At 62.7% G+C, this 19,053-nt stretch carries 19 protein-coding genes and 1 pseudogene; 11 read left to right on the forward strand and 9 right to left on the reverse strand.

Annotated features, from left to right (window positions below):
• Positions 1–10 precede the first annotated feature (10 nt).
• Positions 11–1,393, reverse strand: a complete 1,383-nt coding sequence (locus NKH12_RS09765) for an aspartate aminotransferase family protein (RefSeq protein ID WP_352952912.1) — start codon at positions 1,391–1,393, stop codon at positions 11–13.
• 167 nt (positions 1,394–1,560) lie between these two features.
• Between NKH12_RS09765 and NKH12_RS09770 the strand changes: the two genes are divergently transcribed.
• The gene (locus NKH12_RS09770; protein WP_352952913.1) at positions 1,561–2,013 is read left to right on the forward strand and encodes a hypothetical protein; all 453 of its coding nucleotides are present in this window, start codon (positions 1,561–1,563) and stop codon (positions 2,011–2,013) included.
• An 8-nt stretch (positions 2,014–2,021) separates the two neighbouring features.
• On the opposite strand, the gene NKH12_RS09775 is transcribed toward NKH12_RS09770, so the two are convergent.
• Both NKH12_RS09775 and NKH12_RS09780 read right to left on the reverse strand, forming a co-directional pair.
• The gene (locus NKH12_RS09775) at positions 2,022–2,996 is read right to left on the reverse strand and encodes a WD40 repeat domain-containing protein (protein ID WP_352952914.1); all 975 of its coding nucleotides are present in this window, start codon (positions 2,994–2,996) and stop codon (positions 2,022–2,024) included.
• Between the two features lie 162 nt (positions 2,997–3,158).
• The gene (locus NKH12_RS09780) at positions 3,159–4,238 is read right to left on the reverse strand and encodes a CobW family GTP-binding protein (protein ID WP_352952915.1); all 1,080 of its coding nucleotides are present in this window, start codon (positions 4,236–4,238) and stop codon (positions 3,159–3,161) included.
• A gap of 196 nt (positions 4,239–4,434) precedes the next feature.
• Between NKH12_RS09780 and NKH12_RS09785 the strand changes: the two genes are divergently transcribed.
• Positions 4,435–5,166 (forward strand): intradiol ring-cleavage dioxygenase, encoded by a 732-nt coding sequence (locus NKH12_RS09785; RefSeq protein ID WP_352952916.1) that lies wholly within the window; start codon positions 4,435–4,437, stop codon positions 5,164–5,166.
• Positions 5,167–5,386: 220 nt separating this feature from the next.
• Positions 5,387–5,857 (forward strand): MarR family winged helix-turn-helix transcriptional regulator, encoded by a 471-nt coding sequence (locus NKH12_RS09790; RefSeq protein ID WP_036267548.1) that lies wholly within the window; start codon positions 5,387–5,389, stop codon positions 5,855–5,857.
• A 16-nt stretch (positions 5,858–5,873) separates the two neighbouring features.
• Here NKH12_RS09790 and NKH12_RS09795 read toward each other — a convergent pair whose 3' ends face one another.
• On the reverse strand, positions 5,874–6,752 hold the full coding sequence (locus NKH12_RS09795) for an AraC family transcriptional regulator (protein WP_352952917.1): 879 nt from the start codon (positions 6,750–6,752) through the stop codon (positions 5,874–5,876).
• A gap of 35 nt (positions 6,753–6,787) precedes the next feature.
• Here NKH12_RS09795 and NKH12_RS09800 point away from each other — a divergent pair, with 35 nt between their 5' ends.
• The 5 genes and pseudogenes from NKH12_RS09800 to NKH12_RS09820 all read left to right on the forward strand — a co-directional run bounded on the left by NKH12_RS09800 (position 6,788) and on the right by NKH12_RS09820 (position 10,841).
• The gene (locus NKH12_RS09800) at positions 6,788–7,195 is read left to right on the forward strand and encodes a DUF2000 family protein (RefSeq protein ID WP_352952918.1); all 408 of its coding nucleotides are present in this window, start codon (positions 6,788–6,790) and stop codon (positions 7,193–7,195) included.
• A gap of 159 nt (positions 7,196–7,354) precedes the next feature.
• Positions 7,355–8,240, forward strand: a pseudogene (locus tag NKH12_RS09805) (DMT family transporter).
• Positions 8,241–8,362: 122 nt separating this feature from the next.
• On the forward strand, positions 8,363–9,385 hold the full coding sequence (locus NKH12_RS09810) for a LacI family DNA-binding transcriptional regulator (RefSeq protein ID WP_127318480.1): 1,023 nt from the start codon (positions 8,363–8,365) through the stop codon (positions 9,383–9,385).
• Positions 9,382–10,365, forward strand: a complete 984-nt coding sequence (locus tag NKH12_RS09815; RefSeq protein WP_352952919.1) for a 2-hydroxyacid dehydrogenase — start codon at positions 9,382–9,384, stop codon at positions 10,363–10,365. The genes NKH12_RS09810 and NKH12_RS09815 overlap by 4 nt, the downstream gene beginning before the upstream one ends.
• 83 nt (positions 10,366–10,448) lie before the next feature.
• Positions 10,449–10,841, forward strand: coding sequence for a hypothetical protein (locus tag NKH12_RS09820; protein WP_352952920.1), 393 nt, complete (start codon positions 10,449–10,451; stop codon positions 10,839–10,841).
• Between the two features lie 21 nt (positions 10,842–10,862).
• Here NKH12_RS09820 and NKH12_RS09825 read toward each other — a convergent pair whose 3' ends face one another.
• Positions 10,863–11,636, reverse strand: coding sequence for a gamma-glutamyl-gamma-aminobutyrate hydrolase family protein (locus NKH12_RS09825; protein WP_352952921.1), 774 nt, complete (start codon positions 11,634–11,636; stop codon positions 10,863–10,865).
• A gap of 289 nt (positions 11,637–11,925) precedes the next feature.
• On the opposite strand from NKH12_RS09825, the gene NKH12_RS09830 reads away from it, so the two are divergent.
• Entirely contained in the window at positions 11,926–13,035 is a 1,110-nt protein-coding gene (locus NKH12_RS09830) for a TRAP transporter substrate-binding protein (protein WP_352952922.1), read from the forward strand.
• Here NKH12_RS09830 and NKH12_RS09835 read toward each other — a convergent pair.
• The 4 genes from NKH12_RS09835 to NKH12_RS09850 form a co-directional block, all read right to left on the reverse strand.
• The gene (locus NKH12_RS09835; RefSeq protein ID WP_352952923.1) at positions 12,990–14,048 is read right to left on the reverse strand and encodes a zinc-dependent alcohol dehydrogenase family protein; all 1,059 of its coding nucleotides are present in this window, start codon (positions 14,046–14,048) and stop codon (positions 12,990–12,992) included. The genes NKH12_RS09830 and NKH12_RS09835 overlap by 46 nt on opposite strands.
• A 19-nt stretch (positions 14,049–14,067) precedes the next feature.
• Entirely contained in the window at positions 14,068–15,840 is a 1,773-nt protein-coding gene (locus tag NKH12_RS09840) for a TRAP transporter large permease (RefSeq protein ID WP_352952924.1), read from the reverse strand.
• Positions 15,837–16,421, reverse strand: coding sequence for a TRAP transporter small permease subunit (locus NKH12_RS09845; RefSeq protein ID WP_352952925.1), 585 nt, complete (start codon positions 16,419–16,421; stop codon positions 15,837–15,839). The genes NKH12_RS09840 and NKH12_RS09845 overlap by 4 nt, the downstream gene beginning before the upstream one ends.
• A 323-nt stretch (positions 16,422–16,744) precedes the next feature.
• Positions 16,745–17,650 carry a branched-chain amino acid ABC transporter permease gene (locus tag NKH12_RS09850; RefSeq protein WP_352952926.1) on the reverse strand — a complete coding sequence of 302 codons (906 nt, stop codon included), beginning with the start codon at positions 17,648–17,650 and terminating at the stop codon, positions 16,745–16,747.
• A 101-nt stretch (positions 17,651–17,751) separates the two neighbouring features.
• Between NKH12_RS09850 and NKH12_RS09855 the strand changes: the two genes are divergently transcribed.
• Both NKH12_RS09855 and NKH12_RS09860 read left to right on the forward strand, forming a co-directional pair.
• Positions 17,752–18,360, forward strand: coding sequence for a CGNR zinc finger domain-containing protein (locus NKH12_RS09855; RefSeq protein ID WP_352952927.1), 609 nt, complete (start codon positions 17,752–17,754; stop codon positions 18,358–18,360).
• Positions 18,353–18,892, forward strand: a complete 540-nt coding sequence (locus NKH12_RS09860) for a hypothetical protein (protein ID WP_352952928.1) — start codon at positions 18,353–18,355, stop codon at positions 18,890–18,892. The genes NKH12_RS09855 and NKH12_RS09860 overlap by 8 nt, the downstream gene beginning before the upstream one ends.
• The last annotated feature ends 161 nt before the right edge of the window (positions 18,893–19,053 follow it).

Below are 19,053 nucleotides of genomic sequence, written 5' to 3' on the forward strand. Positions count from 1 at the left end.
CAAGCTTGTCTCATGCCGCGAGCCTTGCCGCAACTGCACCGAAGGCTGTGATCAGGCGGTTGACCTGGGTGGCGCTGGTCGCCGGCGAGATCAGCATCATATTATGGAACGGCGCGATCAGCACGCCGCGATTGACCAGCGCGACATGGATAGCCGCTTCAAGCTCAGGTGCGTGCGCTGTTTCCGCCTCGCCACCATTCCTCAGCGGGCCGGGCGCGCAGATGAACTCGACGCGGGCGCCGACACGGGCAACATGCCAAGGCAGGCGGTAACGGTCGATGACGGCGGTCAGCCCGGCGTCGAGCCGCCGCGCCAGATGGTCCATATGGTCGTAGTTCTCCTCGCTCATCACCTCTTCGAGCGTGGCTCGCATTGGCGCGAACTGCAGCGGATTGGCCGACAGCGTCGTACCCATGCCGGAATAGCCTGGTTCCTTGGTGCTGATATAGTCGGTATAGCGGGTGGCGACGTCTTCGCTCATCCCCCACACGCTGGCCGGCACGCCACCGGCGATTGGCTTGCCGAGCACGAACAGGTCCGGCTCCAAGCCGTGTTTCCTGGTGTAGCCGCCCGGACCGGTCGAGATCGTGTGCGTCTCGTCGATCAGCAGCAGGGTGCCGGTTGCCCGGGTGAGACGGCGTAGCGCGTCGTGGAAGCCGGGTTCGGGCAGCACCATGCAGGAATTGGTCAGCACCGGCTCGGTGATGACGCAGGCGATATTCTTATCCCGGAGCACGGCATCAAGTGCTGGCACATCGTTGAACTCGATGACATCGGTCGTCCGGGTCAGGTCGCGGAATTCGCCGGCCAGTCCCCGCCGGTTGCCCGGCCTGCCGTCGACCAGCCGCACCATCGTCTCGTCGACCGAGCCGTGATAGCAGCCGTTGAAGACCAGGATCTTTTCCCGGCCGGTGATGGTGCGGGCGACGCGCAGCGCAAAGCGATTGGCATCGGTCGCCGTCGTCGCGATCTGCCAGAACGGCAGGCCGAAGCGCTGTTGCAGCAGCGGGCCGATGGCGAGTGCGTCCTCTGAAGGCAGCATATAGGTCAGGCCGCGCCCGGCTTGTCGGCGGATGGCGCGGGCGACCGGCGGCGGCGAATGGCCGAACATCGAGCCAGTGTCGCCAAGGCAGAAATCGTCGAGCCGGTTGCCGTCGATATCCGTGATGATTGCGCCTCTGGCGCTGTCGACCAGTATCGGGAACGGCGTCGGCCAGTCGTTCATCCAGTGCATCGGCACGCCGCCGAAGAAACCCGGCAGGCCATTGTCGGCCTTCGCTGCCGATTTCGGCCGCGCCTTGCGGAAGGCTTCGGCCTCGGTCTCGCGCAGATCGGCGATGCGGGCAGTGCTGATGCCGCCGATGGTCGTCTTTGAATGGTCGATTGTATGCATGATGGCCCCTCTCGTACGTCACTCTAGCCAATCGGCATCCGGAACCGCAATTGGCCGCGCGGCTGCCCTGCATTGGTTCAGCGATCGCGGTGAAGAGGACTGGAGCTTGACCTCAGGGCATCCTCGAGCATCAATGCCGATGGGGTTTATGGCTTGGGGAACAAAAGATGCGGACGATCTTCTGTGTAACAACGCTGCTGCTGTCGGCCGGCACGGCCTTCGCCACCGGCGGCATCTGGTGCTCCGCCGAAGATGCCGCAGTGAAATTCGAGGTCAAAGCCGGCGTCACCAGAGGCATGGGCGGTCCAACCTTCAATTTTCGCGGTGACCTCGAAATTCTTGGCAGGCCGGTTGGCGACGATTTGCGCAAGACAGTGTTCGAGGATTCCAATCTGACGCAATATTGGCTCGACGGCAAGGAACTGCGGCTGCTCGTCTATCGTGAGCACGAGGTCGCAAACACCTATAGCTCAGTCGAACTGACGATCCTGACCAAGGCAAGCGAGGAAGGCGTCTACGACGGGCGCTATTCGCTTGCCATCTATGACGGTACGGCCGCCGCCGATGAGGACGGCAGGCCTGCCGTGTTGACCGGCAAGGTCTCCTGCGGGGCCGAGTAGACTCCCGGTTATGCGGAAATGTCGATGACGCCACAGTCGCCGGCAGCACTGCCGAAGGCAACGCGGCGTTCCTCCTTGTCCCACATCATCGAGGTGATGGCGCCCTTGCCCGGTCGGCGCAGAAGCACTTCCTTGGCGTCAGCGAAACGCACCGCCATCACCATTCCGTCGTCATAGCCGACGGCGACGACATCCTGGCTTGGATGGCAGGCGACCGAGGTCACCATGGCGTTGCCGCGCGTGCCGAGTTCCAGCGGCGCCTTACCCATCGGCCCGTCCTTGCCCGAAAACGGCCAGACGATCGCCGCCGGTGCGCCGGAACTGGCCAGCCATTTTCCCTTGGCGCTCCACGACAGGCTTTTGACTTTGCCGGGATAGCCGCTCATGCGCATGTGCTTGCCGTCGGCCAGCTTCCAGCCATGCAGGGCGTTCTCCTGCATGGTGGTGACGAGGAAGGCGCCGTCCGGCGAGAAGGTGATGCCGGTATGGGAACCGGCCCATTCCAGCTCGACTGGCTTGCCGTCCGCCGCCGGGAAATGCAGCGTCGCGCCATTGTAGCGGGCGACGCCAAAGCGCATGCCCTTGGGCGAGAACGCCAGCCCCTCGACCGAACGCGGATGCAAGAATTCCTTAGTTTTGCCGTCGGCGAAACGAACAAAGGCGATCTTGCCCGAGGCATAGGCGACGGCGCCTTGTGGTCCGGCGGCGACGCTGGTGATCCATTTTTTCCCGGCGCTTGCCAATTCTGCCGCATTGCCGCCGGCGGTAACAGAAAAAATCTTGCCGTCCTCACCGCCGGTGATCAGCCGGTCGTTGGCCGCATCGTGGAACGCGGCGAGCAGCCCGTCATTGGCCTGCGCCGTCATGTGGCCATGGTCCAGCCGATGGATTGTGCCGTCGGCCAGTGCGAAATGCGGTACGTCGCCAAGGAAGACGGCGGCGACGCAATGGCCATCGAGATCAAGCGGGGCGACTGTCGGCATGAGAGACTATTCCATTCGAGATTTCCGCTGCCTCACCCTTACCCTCCCCCCGCAGGCGTGGGGAAGGGCCAACCAGCGTCGGAACTTCGCCTCCCCCGTTCTCACGGGGAGAAGATGGCGGCAGCCGGATGGGGCAGCTAACGCCGCAAATTGACTTGGAAATCAAGCGGCCTGGCAGGCGTCAAAACTCTTCTTCAGCCGCTCGGCATCGAGCTCGCGGCCGATGAACACCAGCCGGCTCTCGTGCTTCTCGCCGTCCCTCCAGGCGCGCTGGTGGTCGCCCTCGATGATCATGTGGACGCCCTGGATAACATAGCGCTCGTCATCGCCCTTGAGCGCGATGATGCCCTTCAGCCGCAGGATGTTCGGGCCTTCCATCTGGGTGATCTTCTCGATCCACGGGAAGAATTTCTTCGGGTCCATCTCGCCGCCGCGCAACGACACCGACTGCACCGTCACGTCATGGATATCGGAAGGGTGCGCGTGATGATGGTGGTCGTGCCCGTCATGGTGATGATGCCCGTCATGATCGTGATGATCATGGTCATGGTCATGATGGTCGTGGTCATGATCGTGGGCGTCATGCGCCTCGAGGAAATGCGGGTCGTTCTCCAGCGCCCGGGACAGATCGAAGGCGCCGCGGTCGAGCACTTCGGACAGCGCGAGGCCGGCGCGGGTGGTGCGATGGATCCTTGCCGCAGGGTTGATCGCGCGGATCGTCGCCTCGACCTTGCTCAGTTCCTCCGGCGTGACGAGATCGGTCTTGTTGAGCACGACGACATCGGCGAATGCGATCTGGTCCTCGGCTTCGCGGGAATCCTTCAGCCGCAACGGCAGGTGCTTGGCGTCGACCAGCGCCACCACCGCGTCGAGCCGGGTCTTGGAGCGCACATCGTCGTCCATGAAGAAGGTCTGCGCCACCGGTACCGGATCGGCGAGGCCGGTCGTCTCGATCACGATGGCGTCGAAGCGGCCCGGCCGGCGCATCAGGCCTTCGACGACGCGGATCAGGTCGCCGCGCACCGTGCAGCAGACGCAGCCATTGTTCATCTCGTAGATTTCCTCGTCGGATTCCACGATCAGCTCGTTGTCGATGCCGATCTCGCCGAACTCATTGACGATGACGGCGTAGCGCTTGCCGTGGTTTTCCGAAAGGATGCGGTTGAGCAGCGTCGTCTTGCCGGCCCCGAGATAGCCGGTGAGAACGGTTACGGGGATTTGCGTCGTCTGTGCATCGCTCATGTTGGGCCTCGAAAAGGATTGTTGGCTCCATATAGGATGTGCGCCGCGCTTTTGCACGCGGCAAACCGATGGGCCAAACAGGTCGCCAACATTGCCGAACTTCCCAACATCGCTGGACTTTCAGTGGCGCTGGCGGGTCTCACTGCCTAGATTAAGAACAAGGCAGCTTGCTCGAAAGAACCAGAAGAGGTGCCGGATGTCCGACAAACCGTCCTCCTTGCCTTTGAGCCGGCGTCAGGCGCTCGGTCTCATTGCCGTCAGTGCGGGCGGCGGCGTCTTCCTTCCGGGCATCGCGATGGCTCAGCAGGCCTCGCCCTATGCCGGGCTTGCGCTATTCGATAACGGTGCCGGCGTCTGCGCGATCACGCCGCAAGCGACCGAGGGCCCGTTCTATTTCGACCCGAAGCTCGAACGCGCCGATATCACCGAAGGCAAAGCGGGCATTGCCCTCAATGTGCGGCTGCAGGTGGTCGATGCGGCCTGCCGGCCGCTTGCCGGCGCGCGTGTCGACATCTGGCATTGTGATGCGCAAGGCCATTATTCAGGCTATCCGGGACAAGGCGATGGCCAGGACGTCGATACGTCAGGTCAGAGTTTTCTGCGCGGTTGGCAAAAGACTGATGACAGCGGTATCGTCTCGTTCGCCACCATCTATCCCGGCTGGTATCGCGGCCGCACCACCCACATCCACTTCAAGGTCTTCCCCAACGACAATTCGGTGATGACCGGCCAGCTGTTTTTCCCCGATAGCCTGAGCGAGCAGGTATTCACCACTGTCGCGCCCTACACCGACCGGTCCGGCAAGCGGGATACGCTGAATGCCAGGGACGGTATCGCGCGGCGCGCCGGGCCGCTGTCGCAGGCGGCGCTGCGCGAGGTGGCGGATGCCTACCAAGCCTTGATGATCGTCGCGGTGAAGGCTGATTGAGTCTGGTGTCGGGTGTGCGGGCGCTCCTGCTGAAGCGTCCACCTGCGCTGAAAAGTCGTTTGTCATCTAACTGAAATAAACATCTGGCATTAGCCACGGCGGACACCGCATTGCTTGCCGGCAAAGCTGTTTCGCAAAGCCGGATCTTTTTGATCGTCGATTGCCAACCGGGCGGCTGCCTCTATGCTGTCGGCACCGGTTCGGCCGAAGAGGGATGACCATGGCCAAGGCGGACAAGACTGCGACAATGAGCCGGCTGCATTCGGCGGCGCGGCTGGCACGTACTGCGCTGGCGGCGCGGCTTCTAGGCCACGGCTTCTATGCCGGTCAGGATCAGATCATGCTGGCGCTCGACCGTGAGGACGGGCAGACGCCCGGCAATCTTGCCGGTCGCCTCGGTGTGCGCCCGCCGACCATCACCAAGACCATCAACCGGCTGCAGGCGCAGGGCTTCCTGGAAAAGCGCGCCTCTTCCGCCGATGCCCGCCAGGCCCATATCTTTCTGACCGACACGGGCCGCGAAATCATTCATGCCATCGAGAAATCGGTGAAGAAGACCGAGAAGCAGGCGCTGAAGGGTCTCGATAAAAAGGACCAGAAGGCGCTGTTCAAGCTGCTCGCCCGCGTTGAGGCGAACCTCTCGAACGGCGAGATGGTTCTCGTCGATGATGAGATCGACGCCGACGAATGATCAGCGGCTGACGCCATCAGGCAGCGGCTGCTGACGATCCATGGACCAATGCCGACCAGCGGCCCGGCGTTACACCGATCGCTTTCTTGAAGTGCCTGTTGAAATGACTTTGGTCGCTGAACCCGGCCGCTATCGCGATCTGCGCCAGTGGCTCGCCTGCTTCGATCATGCGGCGTGCTCGTTGAAGCCGGCGCATCAAGAGAAAGCGATGCGGGCTGGTGGAGAAGGCGGCACGGAAATGCCGCGATAGAGCGTATCGATCCAGCCCGGTGATCGCCTCCAGCTCGTCGGAGCGGACGATACGGAAAACATTCTCTTCCAGATAGTCGCGCGCCAGGCTGGCTGCGCGCCATGCTGTCCTTGGGATCGGTTTCGCCGGCAGGCCTGCATGCCGTGCCAGGCTTTGCATCAGCTGCGCAATGAAGTCGGCGACAAAGAGATCGTCCAGCTTCTGGTCCAACGGCCCCAGCGCCGAAAGCAGCCTCGTACGGAAAACAGGATCCGTCACCACGGCATCCCTGACGAAAGGCAGCGATCCGCCTATCGTATCGAAGCAGTCCAGCACGACGGACGGCTCCAGATAAAGCATCCTGTAACGCAGACCCTCTTCGGTGCCGGCACCGCCGTCGTGCAATTCGTCGGGATGGAGCACGATAATCTGGCCGGGCAGGCTGTGATGCGTCGCGCCGCGATAACGGAAGGTCTGGACACCATGCAGCGTCAGGCCGATGGCGTAGGTATCGTGACGATGGAGATCGAAGGCGCTGCCGTGGAACCGGGCCTCGATACGCTCCATGCCGACGGAATTGGGTGCCGAGATGACGCAGTTCTCAGCCGCGTCAACGCACAAACGTCCAAGACCTTGGAAGGCCTCGCCATCTAGACTGTGTGACATCGCTTCATTCACAAACCTCGCATGGCAAATGTCTCATGTTCGACACGAAATTTGCAATCGTGCTGCAGGACGATCTTCCCGTCTGGCAAAAGCTCAATGTCACCGCGTTTCTGACCAGCGGGATCGTTGCGCAGAATAGCGAGATCATCGGCGAACCCTATCGCGACCGCGCCGGCAACATCTACAATCCGCTCTCGATCCAGCCGGTTATCGTGCTTTCGGCCGATCGCCCGACGCTCAGTGCGATCCACCGACGGGCGCTGGAACGCGGTGTGACGACCTCGCTCTACGTCGACGAGATGTTTTCGACCGGCCACGACGCGGCGAACCGCGCCGTCTTTGCCGAATTCGCACCCGACGACACCAAGGTCGTCGGCATCGCGCTGCGTGCCGAAAAGAAGCTTGTCGACAAGATCACCAGGGGCGCCCGTATGCATCCCTAGTGCACGTAGTCAGCTGTTGTTGTGCCAGCCTCTTTTGGCTTGCCGGCAGGTGACAATTGCCTCAAAAGTAGGGCTCTGCCCTGCTTCCCATCCGGCCTGAAATTGAGTGCTCTCCCAAGACAAGACGAAAGCGCGACGCCTCCGGCGGCGATCCTCTGCATGCTTTCCGTCTATGTATTTTTCACCCTCCTCGACACCAGCAGCAAATATCTTGTCATGGCCGGCGTCTCGGCGCTGATCGTCGCCTGGGCTCGCTTCGCCGTCCATGTCGTGCTTGTCCGGTGTCTTTCTGCGCGGATGGCGCGAGCCGGCGCGCTTTCGCGCCAACAATCTGCCGGCGCATATCCTGCGTGGCGCCTTCCTGTTCGGATCGACCATTTGCAACGTTATGGCGCTGCGAATCTTGCAGCTGGCTGAAACCACCTCGATTTATTTCTTCGCGCCGATGGTGATCACAGCAATCGCCGGTCCTTTGCTCGGTGAATGGGCTGGCGGGCGGCGCTGGCTGGCAATCCTGAGCGGCTTCGTCGGCGTCCTCATCATCACCCGGCCAGGCGTTGGCGTCTTTGGCGTGGGCCATCTCTTCGCGCTCGGCTCGATGCTGTCGAACTGTTTTTACGTCATCATGACGCGGCGCATGTCGGCCACGGAAACCTCGGAGAGCCTTATCCTCTTTTCGGCGCTGGCGCCGGCCGTGCTGCTCCTGCCGATGCTGCCGTTTTCGCTTTCCCTGCCGCAGGATGGCTGGCACTGGTTCATCCTGCTGATGCTTGGCGTCTTCGGCGCAATCGGCCATTGGCTCCTGGTTCAGGCCTATCGTCTTGCCACCACCACGGCATTGGCTCCCTATCCCTATTCACAGATGATCTGGATGATCATTGCCGGCTGGATTGTCTTCAACCAGTTTCCCGACCGCTGGACGCTCGTCGGGGCGGTCGTCATCGTCGCCAGCGGCCTTTATATCGTCCATCGCGAGCACCGGCTTCGCGTGCGCAACCGCGCCGCCCTCGACGTCGAGGTGGAAGCGCTGGCAAAAAAACTTTGATTTGTTCCGGAAGGGTGGCATAAGGCCGCGTTTAAACTGTTTAGATCATGATCCCGAAAGTGGCATCCGGTTTTCGCTGGAGATCATGGATCAGCTCTAGATCGTCGGGGGAGCGCAAGGCGCTGGCACAGAAGATCAAGCTTTCGACGATCGCGGATGCGCTCGGTGTGTCCACGGCCACGGTCTCGCTGGCTCTGCGCGACAGCCCGCTGGTTGCAGGAAACACCCGCGACCGCATCAAGGAACATGCCCGCGCCATCGGCTATATCTATAATCGTCGTGCCGCCAGCCTGCGCACCTCGCGTTCGGGCATCGTCGGCGTCGTCGTTCACGACATCATGAACCCGTTCTTCGCCGAGATATTGCGCTCGATCGAAAGCGAGCTCGATCGCAGCCGGCAGACCTTCATCCTGTCGAACCATTACGACCAGCTCGAAAAGCAGCGCACCTTCATCGACACGCTTTTGCAGCTCGGCGCCGACGGCGTCATCATGTCGCCGGCCATCGGCACGCCGCCCGAAGACATATTCATGGCCGAGGAAAACGGCCTGCCCGCGGTGCTGATCGCGCGCACCGTCGAAGGCGCCGACGTGCCGGTGTTTCGCGGCGACGATGCCTACGGCACCGGGCTTGCCACCAACCATCTGATCTCGCTCGGCCATAAGCGCATCGCCATGGTCGGCGGCACCGACCAGACCTCGACCGGCCGCGATCGCTACCAGGGCTATGTCAACGCTATGGAGGCGGCAGGGCTGGAGGTCAGGCCGTCGTGGCGCATCGCCGGTCCGCGCACCAAGCAGGCCGGCTTCGAAGCCGCCGGGCAGTTCCTGGCGCTGAAGGACAAGCCAACCGCGGCCTGCTGCTGGAACGACCTCGTCGCCATCGGCCTGATGAACGGTATTGCACGCGCCGGGCTGGTGCCGGGCATTGACATCTCCGTCACCGGCTATGACGATCTCGAGGAGGCGGCGATCGCGACGCCGGCGCTGACCACCGTGTGGAACGGCCAGCGTGAAGTCGGTCGCCGCGCAGCCAGCGCGCTGCTCGACAAGCTCAATGGGCAGATGGTGCGGCCGTCGCAGGAACTGATCAAGCCGGAACTGCATGTGCGCCAGTCGACCGGCAAACCGGTGGAGCGTGCATGACAAAAGCCGAACAGCAGCAAGCAGTCGCCATTCTGGTGCCGAGCCAATTCAACGACCACGCGGTCGGCCGCATCGACCGGACGTTCAGCCGCGTCTGGATCGAACGGCCAGATGCGTCGCTGGTCACCGACGCGATGCGCCGGACGGTGCGCGGCATTGCAGCCTTTGGCGGGATCAACGCAGCCCTCATCGACGCGCTGCCGAACCTCGAGATCATCGCCAATTTCGGCGTCGGCTATGATTCGGTCGATGCCCGTCACGCCGCACAGCGCGGTGTCATGGTCACCAACACGCCTGACGTGCTGACCGAGGAGGTCGCCGACACGGCGATCGGGCTTTTGATCAACACCGTCCGCGATCTGCCGCGCGCCGAGACCTGGCTGCGCGACGGCAGTTGGGCACGCAACGGCAACTATCCGCTAAGCCGGCTGACTTTGCGCGGTCGCAGCGTTGGCATTTTCGGCATGGGCCGCATCGGTCTCGCCATTGCGCGCCGGCTAGAGGCCTTTGGGCTGCCGATCGCCTATCACAATCGGCGCCGCGTCGAAGGCCTGGCCTACGAATACCACGGCACGCTGAAAGGCCTTGCCGAGGCGGCCGATACGCTGATCTCGGTGGCGCCCGGCGGCGCCTCGACGGAAAAGGCGGTCAACGCCGAGATCCTGTCGGCGCTCGGCCCGAATGGCGTCTTCGTTAACATCGGCCGCGGCAGCACGGTGGATGAGGCAGCCCTTGCCGCAGCCCTGGCCAATGGCACCATCGCCGCTGCCGGGCTCGACGTCTTCGCCGATGAGCCGAACGTGCCGCCAGCGCTGCTCGCCGCTCCCAACACCTCGCTTTTGCCGCATGTCGGCTCGGCTTCGGAACATACCCGCCGCGCCATGGCCGATCTGTGCGTCGACAATCTGGTTTCCTGGTTTTCGGAAGGGAGGGCGCTGACGCCGGTACCGGAAACGGAAAAGGTCAAGGCGCGCAGCTGACCGGCAAGCTTTCCTATTTGTTAACCACGGCTTAACGCTTTGAAATCACTCTTCCTCTATCGCCAAACACGCGGAGAACGCAGATGAAAGCACTTGCTGCATTGATGGCGGTGGCCGCGCTGTTCGGCAGCGTTCACCTGTTTCACGGCGGCAGTGGCGGCCGCACAGCCAATGCGTCGACGCCGTCGCCCGGCGACTACAGGCTGGTGGCCAATGGCGACGAAGCGTCCTGTGCGCTCAAGCGCGGCACTGAAGTTTCACACGGCCTGTCGCTGTTGACGGTCACTGCGAATTGCCGCGGGGTTTTGCCCGGCATCGAGCGCGCGAAATTCTGGCGTGAGCAGGATGACGGCACGGTCACCTTCAGCGCGAACGGCATCGACCCGATCGTCACTTTCGGCGTCGCCGACGGCGACGGTTATGAATCCTACGCACCAACCCTGCCGCTGCTGTCGCTGGCGGCCGGCAGCGATTGATGTTGACGCCCGATCGCTGAACTATTCCGCGGCGGTGCGCGCGCCGGATTTCGCTGCGGCGTGGAGGCGCACCGCGTCGCCGAAGGCGCGAAATATCCTTGCCGAGACGCTGTCCGACTTGACCCAGTATTCGGGATGCCATTGGACGCCGACGGCGAAGGCACGGGCGTCCCGCACCGAAACCGCCTCGACCGTGCCGTCAGTGGCGACCGCCTCTATCTGCAGCTTCGGGCCGAGCCGGTCGATGGCCTGGCGGTGCACCGAATTGACCATGATGTCGCCCGCCCCGAAGACGCCGGCGAGGCAGGTTCCAGGCTTGATCGAAATGGTCTGGCGGATGGCGAAGCGTTCGTCCTGATTGTCGCTCGCCGGTGCACGATGGTCCAGCGATCCCTCGCGCTCCTGGATTTCTGTGGCCAGCGTGCCGCCCAGCGCCACATTCATTTCCTGGATGCCGCGGCAGATGGCGAGCAGCGGCAGGCCGCGCTCCACTGCCTTGCGGATCAACGGCAGCGTCGTCGCGTCGCGGGCAGGATCGTAGGGACCATTGGCCTCGCTGGCATCGCCGCCATAGAGCGAGGGATGCACATTGGACTTTGAACCGGTGACCATGACGCCGTCGACCGATGACAGGAGTTCGTCGAAATCGAGCCGGTCGCCGAAGGACGGCACCAGCACCGGGAATACGCCGGCGCCCAAAAGCGCCGCCTCCAGATATTGCTGCGGAACGGCATGCCAGGTGTAGTTATCGAACTGGCGGACGTCGGTCGATATGGCGACGAGCGGCTGCTGCATTTTTGATCCGGGTTCCATTCAGTGCAAGGACCTATTGTGCTTTTAAAATAGGCGATCCGAAGGCGCTTTGCCATGACAAGTTCGGCATGTCGCATGATCCACGGAAGCGGCGTTAGACTTAAGTTGCAAGAGGTGCGTCCGCGCCGCGAATTTCGCGGAAACGCCGCCGGCAAAACCGGCTGCCATGGCTGGACTCGACTTCTTGCCCGTGTATTGTCTGCCGCGAAGCCGATCCGGGGCACAGAGCATTTCCCGAACGTCGGTCTATTGATCCAATAGGGAGGACTTCATGGATCGTCGATCATTCATCCGCAAGGCCGGCGCGACCGGTGTGGGCGCCGCGGCGGCTACAGCAGCGCTTGCCGCGCCGGCTATCGCCCAATCCAATCCGAAAGTGACATGGCGCCTGGCGTCGTCCTTCCCGAAATCTCTCGACACGATCTACGGCGGCGCCGAGGTCTTTTCCAACATGCTTGCGGAGGCAACCGACGGCAACTTCCAGGTCCAGGTCTTCGCCGCAGGTGAACTCGTGCCTGGCCTGCAGGCCGCGGACGCCACCACCGCCGGCACCGTCGAGGCCTGCCATACGGTGGCATATTATTATTGGGGCAAGGACCCGACATGGGCGCTGGGCGCTGCGGTTCCGTTCTCGCTCAACGCGCGCGGCATCAATGCCTGGCATTACCACGGCGGCGGCATCGACCTGTTCAACGAGTTTCTCGCCACGCAGGGCCTTTTTGGCTTGCCGGGCGGCAATACCGGCGTGCAGATGGGCGGCTGGTTCCGCAAGGAGATCAACACCGTCGCCGACCTTTCGGGCCTCAAGATGCGCATCGGTGGCTTTGCCGGCAAAGTGGTGGAAAGGCTCGGCGTGGTGCCGCAGCAGATCGCCGGCGGCGACATCTATCCGGCGCTGGAAAAAGGCACCATCGACGCCGCCGAATGGGTCGGCCCTTATGACGATGAGAAGCTCGGCTTCTACAAGGTCGCGCCCAATTATTATTATCCCGGCTGGTGGGAAGGCGGGCCGACCGTCCATCTGATGTTCAACAAGGCGAAATACGAAGAGCTTTCGCCGGCCTACAAGTCGCTGGTGCACACCGCCGCGCAGGCCGCCGACGCCAACATGCTGCAGAAATACGACTATCTGAATCCGGCGGCCGTGAGGCGGCTGGTGTCCGGGGGCGCCAAATTGCGCCCGTTCAGCCCGGAAATCTTGGCAGCCTGCTTCGAAAAGGCGAATGAGGTCTATGCCGAGATGGAAGCCTCGAACGCGCCGTTCAAGAAGATCTGGGACTCGATCAAAGCCTTTCGCAAGGAGCACTATCTCTGGGCGCAGGTGGCCGAGTACAATTACGACACCTTCATGATGGTCCAGCAGCGCACCAGCAAGCTCTGACAGCAGTTGCGGCGCCACTCGCCTGGCGCAGGCGGATTGGCGATCACCGCAGCCGCCTCCTCAAGCGTCACCTGCCGTGAGATGAGCTTGTCGATCTCGATCGCACCCGAGGCGATGAGATCGGCGGCCCGGCGATGCGTAAACGGATTGAGAAACGAGCCCAGAACCCTCAATTCCCGGAACAACAGGTCGAAAGGTTCGAACTCGGCCTTCATGCCTTGAGGCATCACGCCGACGACAACAACCGTACCGCCGGCTTTGGCCAGCCGCATCGACTGCTCGACCGTCTCTCTTACGCCAGCACATTCGAACACCACATCGACGCCGCCCGGCCTCAGGCCTGACGGACCGACGACCGTGTCGATGATATCGCAAGCGCTGGGGTCGACGGTTGCCGTTGCGCCCAATTCTTCGGCGAGGGCGCGCCGCGAGGCCTGGCGCGTCGCCAGGATGATTGTCGTCGCGCCGGCAAGCCTCGCCAGTTGCACGGTGAGCAGGCCGATCACGCCGCCGCCAAGCACAGCGACCGAGGAGCCGGGTCTGATCTGCGCCAGGTCCAAGCCATGCAGGCAGCAGCCAAGCGGCTCGCAAAACGCGCCATGCGTCGGCTTGAGGTCTTTCGGAAGGGAGAAGGCCTGCTTCTGAGGCAGCACGACATATTCGGCGAAGCCGCCGTCGCGGCGGATGCCGATGGCAACCAGATTATGGCAGAGATTGATGCGACCGGCATGGCAGTGCGGACAGCGCCCGCAGGCGATGTTGGGATCGCCGGTGACGCGATCGCCGACCGAAAAACCGGACACAGCCGTTCCAATCGCCTCGACGATCCCGGAGAATTCATGTCCGAGCGTCACCGGCGGCGTACAGGGAAATTCGCCATGGAAAAGGTGCCGGTCGGTGCCGCAGACGCCGCATGCCTCGATCCGCACCAGAAGATCGTCCGGCCCGGCTGACGATTTGCCGACCTCGCGCAGGGCAATGCTGCCCACGCCTTCCAGCCGCACCGCTTTCATGTCTGTTGAACCTCCGGCATCAATTGAAACTCGGTGGTTGGGAGAGATCGGGTGCTGGCGCTGCTGGCTTGGCAGGCGGCGTTTCACCGAAACTCGGCGGCTGTGACAGGTCCTGTGCAGGCGCGGTCGGAGCTGTGCCGCCATCCGCCGGCGGTGTGCCAAGCGGCGACAGGCCCGGCGTTTCCGGTACCTGATAATCGATCGTGCCCGGGTCCACTGGCGTGCCCTTGTAATGCATCACCATCTGCGGGAAGGCGATGGTCAATCCGATCATGATGACCTGAATGCAAACGAAGGGAACCGCGCCCCAATAGATCTGGCCGGTGGTCACCGGTGCGATCTGCTTGCCGGTGAGGCGATCCAGATAGGGCACCCTGGCGGCGACCGAACGCAGGTAGAACAGCGCGAAGCCGAAGGGTGGATGCATGAAGCTGGTCTGCATGTTGACGCCGAGCAGCACGCCGAACCAGATCAGGTCGATGCCGAGCTTGTCGGCGGCCGGCGCCAATAGCGGCACGATAATGAACGCGAGCTCGAAGAAATCGAGAAAGAAGGCGAGCAGGAAGACGAGGATATTGACGCCGATCAGGAAGCCGATCTCGCCACCCGGCAGAGATGTCAGGAGGTGTTCGACCCAGATATGGCCATTGACGCCGTAGAAGGTGAGCGAGAACACGCGCGCGCCGATCAGGATGAACAGCACGAAGGACGACAGCCGCGTCGTCGACGCCAGCGCCTGCTTGATCACGTCCAGCGACAGCCGCCCTTTCATCGCCGCCATGATCAGCGCGCCGACGGCGCCCATGGCGCCGCCCTCGGTCGGGGTGGCGATGCCGAGAAAGATGGTGCCCAACACCAGGAAGATCAGCGCCAGCGGCGGAATCAGCACGATGATCACCTGCTGCGCCAGCCGCGACATCATGTTGATCTTCAGGCGCTGGTCGGCGATCGCCGCGACATAGATGAGGACCACGCCGATGGTGGCACCGAGAATATCGGCGTTTTGGCCCTGCGACGGCGCAAGATAGCGATACGCCGCGTAGGAAAGCACAACTGCCGCCAGCACCGCGACCAGCAGCGACAGGACACCGTGGCCGAGGGTGCGGGCCTCCAGCGGCAGGGCCGGCATCGACTTCGGCCGGACGATCGACATGATCACGATATACATCGTGTAAAGGCCGGTCAGAACCAGCCCCGGGATCAGCGCGCCCGCATACATGTCGCCAACCGAGCGGCCGAGCTGGTCGGCCAGAACGATCAGAACCAGCGAGGGCGGAATGATCTGCGCGAGCGTGCCCGATGCGGCAATGACGCCGGACGCCACACGGCGGTCATAGCCGTAGCGCAGCATGATCGGCAGCGAGATCAGGCCCATGGCGATGACCGAGGCAGCCACCACACCCGTGGTTGCGGCAAGCAGCGCGCCGACGAAGATCACGGCATAGGCGAGGCCGCCGCGGATCGGTCCGAACAACTGGCCGATCGTGTCGAGAAGGTCCTCGGCCATCCCCGATCGTTCGAGCACGATGCCCATGAAAGTGAAGAACGGGATGGCCAGCAGCGTGTCGTTCGACATCACCCGGCTGCCGTAGAAATTGTCCGGCAGTGCGTGCAGCAGCGGCCAGGCGAGATTGATCGATCCGCCCGAATAGGGTGAAAGCACAACACCGATGAAGAAGAACAGTAGGCCGTTGGCGGCGAGTGAGAAGGCGACCGGGTAGCCGATCAGCAGGAAGATGACCAGCGAGGCGAACATGATCGGCGCCATGTTTTGGGCGATGAACTCGATCACGAGCGCACCTCTTCGGCGAGCGCCTTCGCTTCGAGCTCGGCCTGCTCATGTACCGATATGAACGGGTTGGGATCGTCCATGTCGCCGCGCATGATGGCGAGCTTCTTGATGATCTCGGAGATGCCCTGGAGCGCGAGCAGGAAAAAGCCGACCAGCAGGATCGCCTTTGCCGGCCAGATGATCAGCCCGCCGGAATTGTTCGACATTTCGCCGCTGCGAAACGACAGCGACACATAGGGAACGAAATAGATCACCATCAGCGTGACAAACGGCATCAGGAAAAAGAGGTGACCGAGAAGGTCGATCCAGTGCTGCACGCGGCGCGAGAACATGCCGTAGACGATGTCGATGCGGATATGGTCGTTCTGCTTCAGCGTATAGGCGGCGGCCAGCATGAAGGCGGCGCCGAACAAATACCACTGCAGTTCCAGCCAGGCGTTCGACGACACGTCGAACGCCTTGCGGACGACGGCATTGGCGGCGCTGACCAGGATTGCCAGCAGGATCAGCCACGACACCCATCTGCCGATGAACTCGTTCACACGGTCAATGGTTCTGGATAGAGCGAGAAGCCCTGCCATGCATTCCTCCCTTATGTCAGCGGCGCCAATTCCATCTTGTTTTCCGCCGCTTCGATGTGGCCCAACGGTATGCCGTGCGTGGCCCGGCGGGTCAACACAGGGCAGACCGAGTAAAACAATCTTGTGAAGTGAGGAAGGGGCCTGTGAGATGGGGAAGAGGTGAAACAGCCGCCTGGTGCAGCGCATGGCCCCGAAAATCGGAATCGATTTTTCGCTGGGGATGATGCGCAAAATCAAAGTGCTACAGCATCCTTTGCGCATCAGATAGGACGCGCGGCGCTGTAGACGTCATGCAACCAAAGTCTACCCAAGGTCCGATGCTGTCAGGCAATCTTGCTCTGGTCGCGCCCGGCGCCGATCAGCACCAGCATGGCGACGAGGAACAGATACATCCAGGCGTCGCGCCACTCTACCGGGAAATAGCCGGCCCACAGCGATTCGGCCATGCCGAAAGCGGCAGCGCCAAGTGCAGCCCGCAACGGCGATAGATAGCCGCCCACCGCCGTCACGAATAGGATTTTCAGCCCGTAGACCAGGCCGGAGCCGAAGCTGATATTGCCGTAGTAAAGGCCGGCGAGGACACCGGCCAGCGCCGCGCAAAGGCCGCCGGCGAGCACCGCGTGCCGAAACACCGCGCGGACGTCGACGCCGCACATGGCCGCGGCTTTGGAATCGTCGGACACGGCGCGCCAGCGCCGGCCGAAGCTCGAGCGGGCGAACGCCCAGGCGGCGAGCCCGATGGTTGCCACGACGACCGCGCAGTCGAGCAACTGGATGAGCGTCAGCGTCGCATTGAAATTGGCCCCTTTTGCAAAAATGATGGGCTGGGCCAGCATTGGCGGCAGCCACAGGTCATGTGTGTCGGCGGCGATGCGGCTCACCTCCGACAGCAGCAGCAATATGCCCAGCGTCGTCACTACGATCGCATTGGGTGTGCGGTCGGCCAGCGGCTCGAAGATGCTGCGCGACAGGACATGGCTGATCAGCACCGCATACAGGAACGCCGCGACAATACCGAGCGCGACGGCCGCCAACAGGGTCAGCCACAGGGCCTGATAGCCGAAGGCTGCGGTGAGGATCATCGTCTGTCCGCAAAAGGCGAACAGCGCGCCATAGGCAAGGTTGGTCCGGTGCAGGATGCCGTTGGTCAGCACATAGCCGAAGGCGAGCAGCGCATAGAGCGCGCCGGAATGCAGCCCGTTCAGCACCTGCTGGAAGAAATAGAGCATGCGAATTTCCTTGGATCGCGGAAAACCGCGTCCATGCGGAGCAAATTTGCATCGGGTGATCTAACTTGTCAAACGCGATTTATCGGTTAGAAATGGCGCTCATGACGGTTTCCTGGACCCCGCACCGCTTCACCGGCGGTCTTCTTGCACTCGACACGGCGAACACGGTCGTGCTGCGTGGCGATCCCCAGAAAACCTTCGACCGGTTCAATGATCCGACGGAGATCGCCCGTTTCGCCGATGCCGCAAGCGGCTTTCGCGCCGCCGAGCTTGGCGGCAGACGGCTCGAAGCGCCGTCGCCGGACAAGATCGCGCCGGTCGTGCTGGCGGTCCGCGAGACGACCGACCGGCTGTTTCGCGGTGCGGTGTCCAAAGGCGCGGTCGCCACAGGCGATCTGCCTGGCTTCCTGAAGGCCTGCGCCGAGGGTCTCGCGCACTGCGGCACCGAGATCGGTGCGCCGGGACGGCCGTTCGGCGATCCCGCGACGCCCATCGCCTTCGAGGCGGCACTGGCGATCTCCGCGCTGTCGCTGCTGCAGGGCGACACCGTCGCAAGGCTGAGGATCTGCCCCAACTGCGCTTGGCTGTTCGTCGACAGAAGCCGCAATTCCAGCCGCCTTTGGTGCGACATGGCGGTGTGCGGCAACCGCCAGAAGGCAAGCCGCCACTATCGCCGCCGGACGGCAGCTAGAGGAACCGCCAATGTCTAAGAAAATCCTGCGCCTGATCGTTGTGGGCGCCGGGCTCGTGGCAGCGACGGTGCTCGGCGCCTGCCGCGATACCGGCAAGGACAGCGAAGGCCGATTGTTCGAGATTTCCGGCAAGCTGGTCGTCTTCAATTATCGGCTCGCAAGGGCGACCTTTGTCGTCACGCTGAGACCGTTGCAGCCGATGGGAGAAGGACAAGCTGCGGTCGCCAGCTTCCAGAATCCGGCAGGCGGCGAGCCGCTGATCGTCGAACAGAAAATCTGGCCGAAACTCGGCAAGGTGTCGCTGGAGAGCCCGGCGCTTTCCTGCATCGTCAAGGACAGGCCTTATGCGATCGCGATCAGTATCAAGGATGCCGACGGCACGGTCCTCCAGAAGATCGACACCACGCTGATGTCGACGCAGGACCAATCGGTCCTGCCCGACCGGCCGCTGGTCATCGACCAGCTCTATACGCCCAATCCAGAACTTGCCGGCCATCCGGACGGCAAGCTGCCGGGTGAACCCAAGCCCGATTGTTCGAAGGCCGGCTAACGCGTCACCGCCGATTGCGGCCGCGGCCGGAATTTTCGTGCGCTGACGGAATAACGAGTGTGCGGTTTCTTAGTGTCCGATCCAAAAAGGAGTGAGTGATTTCAGCAGGTTGTGATTCTGTCGGATTGCTGAGATTCGACGGAGATCACGATGCCTTGGAC

This window comes from Mesorhizobium sp. M1322, assembly GCF_040318085.1.
Taxonomy (GTDB): Bacteria; Pseudomonadota; Alphaproteobacteria; order Rhizobiales; family Rhizobiaceae; genus Mesorhizobium.

Bases quoted from the DNA above. Each gene is read 5' to 3' on its own strand.
- NKH12_RS09765 (WP_352952912.1), bottom strand. From the start codon at position 1,393: ATGCATACAATCGACCATTCAAAGACGACCATCGGCGGCATCAGCACT.
- NKH12_RS09770 (WP_352952913.1), top strand. From the start codon at position 1,561: ATGCGGACGATCTTCTGTGTAACAACGCTGCTGCTGTCGGCCGGCACG.
- NKH12_RS09775 (WP_352952914.1), bottom strand. From the start codon at position 2,996: ATGCCGACAGTCGCCCCGCTTGATCTCGATGGCCATTGCGTCGCCGCC.
- NKH12_RS09780 (WP_352952915.1), bottom strand. From the start codon at position 4,238: ATGAGCGATGCACAGACGACGCAAATCCCCGTAACCGTTCTCACCGGC.
- NKH12_RS09785 (WP_352952916.1), top strand. From the start codon at position 4,435: ATGTCCGACAAACCGTCCTCCTTGCCTTTGAGCCGGCGTCAGGCGCTC.
- NKH12_RS09790 (WP_036267548.1), top strand. From the start codon at position 5,387: ATGGCCAAGGCGGACAAGACTGCGACAATGAGCCGGCTGCATTCGGCG.
- NKH12_RS09795 (WP_352952917.1), bottom strand. From the start codon at position 6,752: ATGTCACACAGTCTAGATGGCGAGGCCTTCCAAGGTCTTGGACGTTTG.
- NKH12_RS09800 (WP_352952918.1), top strand. From the start codon at position 6,788: ATGTTCGACACGAAATTTGCAATCGTGCTGCAGGACGATCTTCCCGTC.
- NKH12_RS09815 (WP_352952919.1), top strand. From the start codon at position 9,382: ATGACAAAAGCCGAACAGCAGCAAGCAGTCGCCATTCTGGTGCCGAGC.
- NKH12_RS09820 (WP_352952920.1), top strand. From the start codon at position 10,449: ATGAAAGCACTTGCTGCATTGATGGCGGTGGCCGCGCTGTTCGGCAGC.
- NKH12_RS09825 (WP_352952921.1), bottom strand. From the start codon at position 11,636: ATGCAGCAGCCGCTCGTCGCCATATCGACCGACGTCCGCCAGTTCGAT.
- NKH12_RS09830 (WP_352952922.1), top strand. From the start codon at position 11,926: ATGGATCGTCGATCATTCATCCGCAAGGCCGGCGCGACCGGTGTGGGC.
- NKH12_RS09835 (WP_352952923.1), bottom strand. From the start codon at position 14,048: ATGAAAGCGGTGCGGCTGGAAGGCGTGGGCAGCATTGCCCTGCGCGAG.
- NKH12_RS09845 (WP_352952925.1), bottom strand. From the start codon at position 16,421: ATGGCAGGGCTTCTCGCTCTATCCAGAACCATTGACCGTGTGAACGAG.
- NKH12_RS09850 (WP_352952926.1), bottom strand. From the start codon at position 17,650: ATGCTCTATTTCTTCCAGCAGGTGCTGAACGGGCTGCATTCCGGCGCG.
- NKH12_RS09855 (WP_352952927.1), top strand. From the start codon at position 17,752: ATGACGGTTTCCTGGACCCCGCACCGCTTCACCGGCGGTCTTCTTGCA.
- NKH12_RS09860 (WP_352952928.1), top strand. From the start codon at position 18,353: ATGTCTAAGAAAATCCTGCGCCTGATCGTTGTGGGCGCCGGGCTCGTG.